The following is a 10,665-nucleotide window of genomic DNA, read 5'->3' on the forward strand; positions in this document are numbered from 1 at the left end:
TTTTTTGACTCTATCTGCAACTCTCTTTAAGCTGCGATGCAAGTTCTTCTATCCTTGAGTTAACTTTGTCACCGGATGCAATGATATTGACAAAAGCAGAACCTACTATCACTGCATCAGCTCCTGCCCGGATCACTTCGGCAGCCTGCTCTTTATTGGATATGCCAAAACCAACAGCCTTTGGAACATTTGTGTGGATGCGATCCAGTATGTTGCTGGTGGACCCGGCAACATCGACCCTCTCGCCAGTAACCCCCAGCCTTGAAACGATATACACAAAACCGGATGTCATATCAAGTATGTGTTCCATTCTTGATCCAGTTGTTACAGGAGTGACAAGGAATATAAGGTCTACACCATTTTTCCTGCATGCCTCCTGCAGCTCACCTGACTCTTCAGCCGGCAGGTCCGGTACGATCATCCCGGTGATACCTGATGCAGCACAATCCCTGGCAAACTTCTCAATGCCTCTCTTGTATATCAGGTTGTAATATGTCATGCAGACAAGGGGGACACTTTCTTTGATAGATGAGGCCATTTCAAAGTACAGGTCCGGATTCATGCCCGCTTTAAGGGCACGGGTTGATGCGGCCTGTATTGTCGGTCCGTCTGCAACAGGGTCAGAGAAAGGGAGTCCAAGCTCGACTATATCAGCTCCGCCCTTCACAAGAGCATGCACAATCTCTTTTGTTGTTTCTGCACAGGGGTCACCTGCACATACATAAGCTATCAGGGCCTTTTCTTTCCTTTTCTCCAGTTCAGCGAACTTATCTGCTATTCTCACAGGCAAGCCTCCATATTTTCTCCAGATACTGTTGTCTCTTTTTCTTCCTTCAATCTGAACACTGCCTCAAGGTCCTTATCTCCTCTTCCGGACAGGTTGATTACCACAAGGTCCCCGAGTTCTCCTGTCTTTGCCATCTTCATCACATATGCCACTGCATGAGATGATTCCAGTGCAGGTATGATCCCTTCAAGACGGCTGAGCTCATAGAATGCTTCAAGGGCCTCTTCATCGCTCACATTGCATGGTTTAATCCTGCCAATGTCGGCAAGGTAGGCAAGTTCAGGCCCGACACCGGAATAATCCAGGCCAGCTGACACGGAGCTGGATTCAAGTATCTGTCCGTATCTGTCCTGGAGTATGAGTGTGTGTGCACCCTGCAATATACCTTCCTCGCCAACACAGAGAGAAGCCGAATGTAAAGCCTCTTTCTCAGTTGTCTGCAGTCCTTTGCCACCCGCTTCCACAGGGAATAGTTTGACATCCTTCTCTTTGATGAATGGGTGAAAAATGCCCATTGCATTGCTTCCTCCGCCTGCACAGGCAACGATGGAATCAGGATAGCGTCCTTCCTTTTCCATGATCTGTTCTTTAACCTCCTTTCCGATCACACTCTGAAAATCCCTTACGATCATAGGATAGGGATGTGGCCCCACTACCGATCCTATCAGGTAGTGTGTATTCTCAACATTGGTGACCCAGTCCCTGAGTGCTTCATTGATGGCATCTTTGAGTGTCATGGATCCTGACCTGACAGCATGTACCTTACAACCCATAAGCTCCATCCTGTACACGTTCATATGCTGGCGCATGACATCCTTTGCACCCATGTAGACCTCAGCCTTGAATCCCATATTTGCCGCTGCCATGGCTGTTGCAGTACCGTGTTGTCCGGCACCGGTTTCAGCAATGATACGTTCCTTTCCCATATATCTGGCAAGAAGGGCCTGTCCAAGGGTGTTGTTCAGCTTGTGGGCACCTCCGTGGACAAGATCCTCTCTTTTAAGATAGATCTTTATGCCATATTTTTTGCTGAGATTTCTTGCAAAATAAAGAGGTGTCTCCCTGCCGGCAAATTCCTTCATGTAGTAGTCCAGTTCCTCAAGGAATTCCGGGTCATCTTTATGGCGCTGATAAGCTTCTTCAAGCTCCTCAAGTGCCGGCATCAGTACTTCGGGAACGAACTGACCTCCGAATTTACCATACATTGATCTTTTCATGATAATTCTCCATCTCTAATTCATGTCAAACTCATCAAATGCATCAACAAGTTGTTTTGTTTTGGCATAAACATCGCCGTCCTTAATTATGGAAGTTCCAACAAGAACCGCATCTGCTCCCGCAACCATGACCTTTTTTATGTCTTGTGTGCTGTGAATGCCACTTTCACTTATAATTATATGTTCTGAATTATTGGCTAGATCAAATTCCTTTATTAAAGGGGCAAGTTTGAGAGTAGTGTCAAGATCAATTTCCAGAGTGCTCAGATCCCGGTTATTGATACCGATAAGTTTTGCTTTTGTCCTGAGGGCCCTTTCAAGCTCAATCCTGTCATGTATCTCTACAAGCGGCTCAAATCCTTTGCTTAAGGCAAGGTTTACCATATGTTCAAGTTCTTCTCCAAGGATGCCTGCAATCAGCAATATAAGGTTACTTCTTGTTTCATCGAGCTGGAGCTCATTAATTATAAAATCCTTGCGCAGTACAGGAATGGATACATTTCTCACCACAGATACAAGGTTGTTTAGTGACCCATGGAAAAACTCCGGTTCAGTGAGCACTGAAACAGCAACTGCACCAGCTCGCTCCATTTCCGTTGCGATCCGTGCAGCATCATTCGGCATGATGTCCATCAATTTCTTTCCGGGTGATGCAGGTTTTACCTCAGCTATGACAGCTACTTTTTTCTGAAGTCTTTTTTCCTTTATTGCTATGATGATATCTCTTTTTTCTTCCCTCATTGTTTCCTTCTTTTCCGGGTTATTCTCCTTTTTTAGTTGCAGGATCCTTTTTTCAGTTGATCTTATTATCTCCTTTATGACCGAGTGCATAAAATAACCACTTTTGTTCTTTAATGTACAGAATCGTACATAGATGTGATTATATTTAAAAATATCGCTTTGCACTATTCATCTGACACGCTTCTTATGTCTTAAATGCTCATGTATGCATCAGGAATTCCTGCTTTTTTCTTTCAAAAAGAACTCAATGTTAGGGTCAATAACCTCCGTATACATGGGTTCATTGACCTGTTCCCGGATGCCGAGTCTCTCCCTGACAGTTGTCGGGGGGAAATATGCAAGATATGCAAGTACTGTTCCTATGAGGACAAATACTCTGGCAAACATCTGCATCACATCTGCTATTGCTATCATATCGGTCAGCATGAAATCAAAAACAAAAGATATCGCCACAAGGGGAAGTGCTGTTCTGTAACGTATCCTTTTTGGCATTCTCTGAAGTAATATGAGCAACAATAACCCAAGTATCATTGAGGTGGGTATTACAAAAAGTCCCATAAGATAGAGATTTATGGCTGCATCACTGTTGATCATGAATATCGAACCCCATTCCGTTACGATGGGTCCTACGATCCCACTATTATACAGAAACGCCAGATAAGCTATTCCAATTATAGTGAATATCAGTGCAATATATTCTCCTGCCTTGATACTGCCTGTGATCACATATATTATGAAAAAGACCAAAGGCACCGGAATGAAGGCAAATGGTATGGCAGTTATAAAATAGAGGATTGCCTCAATTCCCGGATTCCCCAGATATGCAACGATCATTCTTGCAGCTGCCGGAAGATAGGTAAGCCCTACTATGGTCCAGAAAACAATGAGCGAAAAAAGGGCAGGTTTACTATTCTCCTTACAGGCCTCCCTGTTTCGTGAAAGTACCCATGCGAATGCAAAAGATGATAATGTTATTGCAAAACATATTGTACTGTTCAGCAGAAGTCCTGGATTCATCACTGTCCCATGTAGTATTAGATTTATTTTATTTATATATTTTCATTGTGCAAATGTTACTAGTTTGACGTTTGACATTTCCAACCAAATGTTATTTATATTAATTATTTCTATAATAGTAATATATCCAAAAATATTAGGATATAAGAGGAGGATCGTACATGAAAGCAAACAAAGCATTACATATGAAAAAGAATACCAAAGCGCAGGTGGGTATTGGTACACTCATCATTTTCATTGCAATGGTACTTGTCGCAGCAGTTGCAGCTGCTGTGCTTATCCAGACATCGGGTATATTGCAACAGAAAGCGCAGTCAACAGGTAAACAATCTACACAGGAAGTATCATCCAACCTTATGATTAAGAATATCGAAGGAGTACGTGCAAAAAATACTACTATTACTTCTGATACCATCGATATGCTTAAGCTCCAGGTAGGTCTTAACGTTGGGAGTTCTCCCGTAGATGTTAACCAGGTTGTCATTTCCATAACTGATGGTACAATAGCACATAATCTTGTGTACGCAGGCAACGATAAAACCTATTCTGCTGGTAAAATGGGTAATTTTAGCGATGATGATGCCAGTGCAAATTTAAAAAAGTTACTTACAGTATCGGAAAATCCAACAAAGTTCTATACAGTAGATAGGATACGTGATGAAGACCAGTCTTTCTCACAGAGCAACCCTGTAATGAATACTGGTGATCTCATTTTGGTATACCTCGCAACAACGTCTGACGATGCAGTAGGTCTTTCCCATATGGGCTCTTTAGATACTTCTGGAACTTTGGTGACCTCTCAATTGGATCTTGTTCCAAGGACCACTGTGAACATCGTTCTGACTCCAGAATCAGGTGCAGCAACCATTGCAGAATTTGTAACACCTTCCTCATATGGTGTCAAGGAGACTGTACAGCTTTATCCATAAGCTAAGAGCATGTACAGCTTATATGTACATGTTTTTAAGGAGAAGGTAATATGAAAGCAAATAGCAAAGTATGTCTGCGAAAAGATACGCGTGCTCAGGTGGGTATTGGTACTCTTATAATATTCATTGCCATGGTTCTGGTTGCAGCGGTTGCAGCGGCAGTGCTCATTCAGACTTCAGGGGTACTGCAACAAAAAGCACAGGCTACCGGTAAACAGTCGACTCAGGAAGTATCGTCAAATCTGATGATTAAGAGCATTGATGGTGTCCGGGCAAAAACCGGCACTGACATGGCAGGCAATATCTCTCTATTGAAACTCAACGTGGGTCTGAACGTCGGAAGTTCTCCAGTTGATGTAAATCAGGTTGTCGTTTCCATAACTGATGGAACTACGACTAATAATCTGATATATGCTAACAATGACAAAACATATGATGCAAAAATGGGAGGTTTCCCTGCAGCGAATGCATCTGCAAATCTAAAAGAACTGCTAACAAATAGTGCTACTCCGGGTGTCAACGGAAAGTACTTCTTCACTGCAGAAAAGATACGCGATGAAGATGGTTCCTTCACACAGGAAAAGCCTGTGATGAATACTGGTGATCTGGTTACGCTCTACATATCCACTGTTGCTGCGGGTGATGTTGGAGATACTACTGTAGGCTCCGTGACAACAGGTGGTTCAATGGGGGATAGTGGCTTGGTTATAGAGCCAAGGACAACAGTTAGCCTTGTCTTGACTCCTGAGGCAGGCGCTGCAACCGTCGCAGAGTTCGTAACTCCGTCTTCATACGGCATCAGAGAGAACGTGCAACTTTATCCATAAGGTGATTCTCACCTTATTCTTTATTTTTATACTTTAGTGGAAATTCTTTGCAGGCTATTTTTTATCTGAGGCTTAAAGCAGGTATTCCAGGGACTATTATTCTTGAAGTGGTAACAACTTATAATGGCATTCCGGTCATTAAGGTGTAGTATGCAGATAATTTTCCTCTATGATTAGTATTTTTAAACATTGCTAATCCGCTACCTCAATGCAATGTTATTTTTACTTTAAAATTGTATTTATCTTCTGAAAACACTTTTACTGATTGCTATGCTGATTAATAAAAGATCGTTCATGAATTAAGTTCCTTTAAGTTATCTATAAGGCTTATTATCGTCTATGGTCTTCTTGTTTGAACGTTGATATTGGAAGCCTCAAAAGTGGATATGGTAGGAGCAGTAGATTCAAAAGAGATATGAGTGAAAAAGTCTTTTAGCTGGTTTCAGGGCATTCTCTCTATTATTTCGCCCATTCTCTTATTCTTCTTATAAAAACTTGTAGTATCTTTTAGGAAGTTTGATGCCGTTATGCCTTTATCAGTAATGATGTATCCTCCTCTTTTAACTTTCTCGGCCAGGCCTTCAAGCTGGAAGATTGTTTTCATTTTACTTCCTATACTTCCTTTATCTGCGAACATGTCTGTATATTCACGTATCTCTGAAAACTCTGTAATCTTGCCTTCGTTCTTACTGAGGACTTTGAGTATAAGTCTGTATTGTATATCTCCTGGTCCCTGGTACACGCCAAGTGATTGGTAAAATTCAGCAACTTCCTGCTCAAGCTTGACATCGATATCATCAGCCATTGATATCGTTCTCCTCTACATCGTCTTCATCATAATCCATCTCATCATCTTTTTCGTAGAGTATGTACTCATATTTTTTTATTCCGAGTTTTTCCTGCAGGGTCATTGGTGGGAAATAGGCAAGGAATGCCTGTACGGTGCCGATTAGTACAAAGATCCTGGATGCAAGCTGCATGGCATCATCAAGTGTGATCATGTCTGTAAGCATAAAATCAAAGACAAATGAAATGGCTACCAGGGGCAATGCAGTCCTGTAGCGTATTCTCTTTGGCATACGTTGCAGGAATATTAGGAAAAGCAGTCCTATTATCATTGCAGTAGGTATCACAAAAAGTCCTACAAGATAGATGTTTATTGCTATATCGCTGTTAATGGTAAAAAGGGATGTTATGGGTGTAATTGTGGGGCCAATGACTCCGCTGGAATAAACTAATGCCAGATAGGCTGCCCCAAACAGGGTGAAAAGTAGCGATATATAGCTGCTGATCTTCTGATTACCTACTATAACGTACAGGATGAAAAAGACCAATGGCACTGCAACAAAAGAAAAAGGAATTGAAGCTATATAATACATAATCAGGTCCAGTTGCTGATTGCCATTATACGCTGCAATCATCCTTATTGTTGTAGGCAGGTATGTCATGCCAACAAGTGACCATAAAGCAATGAGGGACCAGAGTGCAGGTCTGCTTTTATCATTATGTTGTGAATCGCTTTTGGCAAGTACCCATGCAAAAGCAAATGAAGATATGGTTATTGCAAAACAAATAGTTGCATTTAACAGTAACCCGGCGCTCATTTATTTACCTCGTGCAGTATTTTATATGATAATATATATTAATAATCTAATAGTACTAAAAGATGATGTTTGTAGTTTGATATTTCCAACCACATATTATATATATCTTTATTATATATAATTAATATATCCAAAAATATCTGGATAATAGGAGGATCGTACATGAAAGCAAATAAAGCATTTAATTTAAAAAAAGACACCCGGGCCCAGGTGGGAATAGGTACTCTTATCATATTCATTGCAATGGTGCTTGTTGCGGCTGTTGCGGCAGCTGTACTCATTCAGACATCTGGTATACTGCAACAGAAAGCACAAGCCACAGGTAAGCAGTCAACTCAGGAAGTATCATCAAACCTGATGATTAAGAACATAGAAGGTGTACGTGCAAAAACCGGCACCAATCTTTCAGATACCATTGACATGCTCAAACTCCAGGTAGGTCTTAATGTTGGGAGCTCTCCGGTAGATGTGAACCAGGTAGTTATTTCTATCACAGATGGTACAATAGCACACAATCTTGTATATGGAGGCAATACGAAATCATATGATCCAATGACTGGTTTTGTGGCAACCAACACTGCTGCGCAAAATTTGGAAGCTCTATTGACTAATAGTGGTAATCCAACACAATTCTATACCGTAGACAGAATTCGTGATGAAGATCAGTCATTCTCACAGGGCAATCCTGTCATGAACACAGGTGACCTTATACTGGTATACATTTCAACAACTTCTTCTGATGGTGCTAGTCTAACTGCTATTGGATCAACTAGCGGCAACCTTACATCTTCAGATCTGAGCCTTGTTCCAAGGACATTAGTGAATATTGTGCTGACACCAGAGTCTGGGGCAGCAACAGTTGCTGAATTTGTTACTCCTTCCTCATATGGTGTCAAAGAAAATGTACAACTGTATCCCTGATGTAGTCAATGGTGTGTGGTAAAAAACTACACATCCTCTTTTTCGGAGGTTGTTTCCATGAAGACAAACAGAAATACCGGGATCTTCTCTGATTCTCAGGCTCAGGTGGGTATAGGTACTCTTATCATATTCATTGCCATGGTGCTCATTGCTGCAGTAGCTGCCTCTGTGCTTATCCAGACATCCGGCATTCTTCAGCAACAGGCTCAGTCGACTGGCAAACAGGCAACCCAGGAAGTTTCTTCAAATCTTGTAGTTAAAAATATAGAAGGTATTCGTGCAAAGAATAATGCTAGTGATATGGCGGGCAATATCTCTTTGTTGAAGATACGGGTTGGCCTGAATGTAGGGAGTTCTCCTGTAGATATCAATCAGTTGGTAGTTACGGTCACAGATGGGACTAACACAAATGATCTGCTTTACGCGAACAACGATAAGACCCATGATTACAGGATGAGCAATTTCTCATCGGATGCTACTGCAGCAAGTGCTAATCTAGCAGCTCTGCTGAAGGATACACAGGCAACACCTGGTCCTAATGCAAAGTATTTCTTTACAGTACAGAAGATCAGGGATGAGGATATGTCATTTTCCCAGGGAAACCCTATTATGAATACGGGAGACCTTGCCACTATCTATGTATCTGCGGTTTCAGGCAGTGATCTTTCGTTTTCTACTATAGGTGAGGTAAACACAGCTGGTAATCAGAAGGATTCCGGCCTTAACATCGGGCCGCGTACTGAGGTAACAATAGTACTTACGCCAGAATCAGGTGCTACGACGATGGCGACATTTTTAACTCCATCTTCATATGGTACAAGGGAAGCAGTCCAGCTCTATCCATAAGAGCATAAGAGGACTGTTTTTATATTTTATGAGGAATTATATGAGCAAAAGAACTATCCTTTTACTGTTTGTTTTATTGTTCTGTTGTTTTACGGCAAAAGCTTCAGCAGATGTTTCGTTTAGCAATAATATAGAAATGGATGAGGGTTCTGTAACATTTACGATACATGAAACATACACTCTTGAGGATGCACTGGACCTCAGAGAGGAGCTGGATGTAGATTCTAGTGGAAATGTGGATGCTTTAGAGGTCGGAGTATTCAGGGAAAACTATCTATTAAACCGCACAGCACAATTGTTAGAGTATATTCTGATTGACAATAGATCCCTCTCTTTGGAAATAGATTCTGTAGATCTTCAGTTTGAGGGTGCAGAAGGTCCGGTTGATAACTCTCAGTTGAATGTGATTATAACAGTGCAATATAGTATAAATTCAACAATCTCTCAAGGGAAGCACAGCGTGTGGGTACTTGGTCACCCTCGCATAGACAATATGAGATTTGTTCTTCCCTTGGGTATGGAATTGGTCTCATATGACGGGCTTGATGATGTCTCACAGTCAGTGCAGGATGGGCGTGTAGTTCTTGAAGGAGTCAGTGGCATACGTTCCTTTACGATAGAAGACAGGCCTGTATTTGAATACGCAGCATATGTCACAATACAGAAGAAGCCTATTTATAAAAACAGCTTTTTCCTCCCTCTATTGGTTATTATTGAGATTATACTGGCATCAACAGCATTATATATAATTAAAAAGAATAAAATAAATAATTCAAAATAAAAGTTTTCTCTAATCATTTATTGATTTACGGTGCTCACATGAAACACAAGTTATTCTATATCATTTGTTTCCTTGCTCTCACATTAGCTATCTTTCAAAGTGGTTGTATTGGCAAATCTTCGGAAGAATCGGTTGAATCAACGGTTTTGGATTTTTTAAACGCTGTAAACGAAGATGATTCGGGTTTAGCTTTTTCTCTGTATGAAGGCAAGGACTTCCTTGCACCTGCCAGTATTTCAATGATATTCAAGAACAAAGGCATAATACCGGGAAGTATTACAGATACCAGCATCATTTCCCAGGAAATAGTCGGTAATCTTGCAATAGTGAAAGTTGAGTGTTCTGTGGCTACTCTTGACCTTTCTGGAAATACAAGGGGTAATAATGTAGTTCCGATCTATTTCAGGTTGCAGAACAGTGAACTGGGCTGGATCATAACACGTGTTTCCTTCAATGATGTGCTGACATTTGAAAATGCAGAGCTGGTCAATATTGAGGTAGAAAGTACTTCCATTGATGTTATTGCAGACAATGCCCCTTTGATTTCAGTTCTTGCTTTTGCAATGCTTGGTGCGGGTCTGTATCTGGACAAAAAGGACAAGGCAAAGAAAAAAGAGAATAACAGGATTATTGATTTTTCAGGTGCTGTTCCTGTTCAAAAAGAGGCAATTGCACAATATGTCCGTTTCGTTCCTTCACAACAGATAAGCGTCGGTAAGGCCACTGGAGTAGATGTCTGGGTAAAGAACTTCACACAACAGCCTTACAATAATTTTGCTATCAAGGCAAAATTTGCGAATTCCCTGGAAGTGGACAAGATAAATCTCTTCTTTGGTGATATTGCTCCGGGTGAAACTGCAAAAAAGACCTGGGTAATGACTCCTAAACTGGCAGGCTGGGCATCTATAGAAGAGCCAACGGTTGTATTTGAGTACAATGGCACAAGATACACCGGGGTTCTTGATCCTGTGTGGCTTCAGGTTCAATGATGATGT

12 protein-coding genes are annotated in these 10,665 nt (G+C 41.3%); 6 read left to right on the top strand and 6 right to left on the bottom strand.

The window, feature by feature from the left end; all coding sequences use genetic code 11:
* Positions 1-10 precede the first annotated feature (10 nt).
* The 4 genes from trpA to V7O64_RS01150 form a co-directional block, all read right to left on the bottom strand.
* The gene (trpA, locus tag V7O64_RS01135) at positions 11-784 is read right to left on the bottom strand and encodes a tryptophan synthase subunit alpha (RefSeq protein WP_407356201.1); all 774 of its coding nucleotides are present in this window, start codon (positions 782-784) and stop codon (positions 11-13) included.
* Positions 781-2,004: a tryptophan synthase subunit beta gene (gene trpB / locus V7O64_RS01140; RefSeq protein WP_407356202.1), complete on the bottom strand. Its 1,224-nt coding sequence runs from the start codon at positions 2,002-2,004 to the stop codon at positions 781-783. Before trpB ends, trpA begins: the two co-directional genes overlap by 4 nt.
* 15 nt (positions 2,005-2,019) lie before the next feature.
* Positions 2,020-2,835, bottom strand: a complete 816-nt coding sequence (locus V7O64_RS01145; RefSeq protein ID WP_407356203.1) for an indole-3-glycerol-phosphate synthase — start codon at positions 2,833-2,835, stop codon at positions 2,020-2,022.
* 120 nt (positions 2,836-2,955) lie between these two features.
* The gene (locus tag V7O64_RS01150) at positions 2,956-3,762 is read right to left on the bottom strand and encodes a hypothetical protein (protein WP_407357361.1); all 807 of its coding nucleotides are present in this window, start codon (positions 3,760-3,762) and stop codon (positions 2,956-2,958) included.
* A gap of 161 nt (positions 3,763-3,923) precedes the next feature.
* Between V7O64_RS01150 and V7O64_RS01155 the strand changes: the two genes are divergently transcribed.
* Complete coding sequence (locus V7O64_RS01155; protein WP_407356204.1) at positions 3,924-4,691, top strand: archaellin/type IV pilin N-terminal domain-containing protein; 768 nt, start codon at positions 3,924-3,926, stop codon at positions 4,689-4,691.
* 50 nt (positions 4,692-4,741) lie between these two features.
* Positions 4,742-5,518 (top strand): archaellin/type IV pilin N-terminal domain-containing protein, encoded by a 777-nt coding sequence (locus tag V7O64_RS01160; RefSeq protein WP_407356205.1) that lies wholly within the window; start codon positions 4,742-4,744, stop codon positions 5,516-5,518.
* A 442-nt stretch (positions 5,519-5,960) separates the two neighbouring features.
* Here V7O64_RS01160 and V7O64_RS01165 read toward each other — a convergent pair whose 3' ends face one another.
* Both V7O64_RS01165 and V7O64_RS01170 read right to left on the bottom strand, forming a co-directional pair.
* A complete protein-coding gene (locus V7O64_RS01165; RefSeq protein WP_407356206.1) occupies positions 5,961-6,323 on the bottom strand; it encodes a hypothetical protein in 363 nt (120 codons plus the stop codon).
* Complete coding sequence (locus V7O64_RS01170) at positions 6,316-7,122, bottom strand: hypothetical protein (protein WP_407356207.1); 807 nt, start codon at positions 7,120-7,122, stop codon at positions 6,316-6,318. The genes V7O64_RS01165 and V7O64_RS01170 overlap by 8 nt, the downstream gene beginning before the upstream one ends.
* A 162-nt stretch (positions 7,123-7,284) precedes the next feature.
* Between V7O64_RS01170 and V7O64_RS01175 the strand changes: the two genes are divergently transcribed.
* The 4 genes from V7O64_RS01175 to V7O64_RS01190 are packed head-to-tail and all read left to right on the top strand — an operon-like array spanning position 7,285 to position 10,659.
* Positions 7,285-8,043 carry an archaellin/type IV pilin N-terminal domain-containing protein gene (locus tag V7O64_RS01175; RefSeq protein ID WP_407356208.1) on the top strand — a complete coding sequence of 253 codons (759 nt, stop codon included), beginning with the start codon at positions 7,285-7,287 and terminating at the stop codon, positions 8,041-8,043.
* A gap of 57 nt (positions 8,044-8,100) precedes the next feature.
* Entirely contained in the window at positions 8,101-8,889 is a 789-nt protein-coding gene (locus V7O64_RS01180; protein WP_407356209.1) for an archaellin/type IV pilin N-terminal domain-containing protein, read from the top strand.
* Between the two features lie 40 nt (positions 8,890-8,929).
* On the top strand, positions 8,930-9,670 hold the full coding sequence (locus V7O64_RS01185) for a hypothetical protein (RefSeq protein ID WP_407356210.1): 741 nt from the start codon (positions 8,930-8,932) through the stop codon (positions 9,668-9,670).
* 38 nt (positions 9,671-9,708) lie between these two features.
* Entirely contained in the window at positions 9,709-10,659 is a 951-nt protein-coding gene (locus V7O64_RS01190) for a hypothetical protein (protein WP_407356211.1), read from the top strand.
* Positions 10,660-10,665: the final 6 nt, after the last annotated feature.

This window comes from Methanolobus sp. WCC5 (assembly GCF_045690325.1).
GTDB lineage: Archaea > Halobacteriota > Methanosarcinia > Methanosarcinales > Methanosarcinaceae > Methanolobus.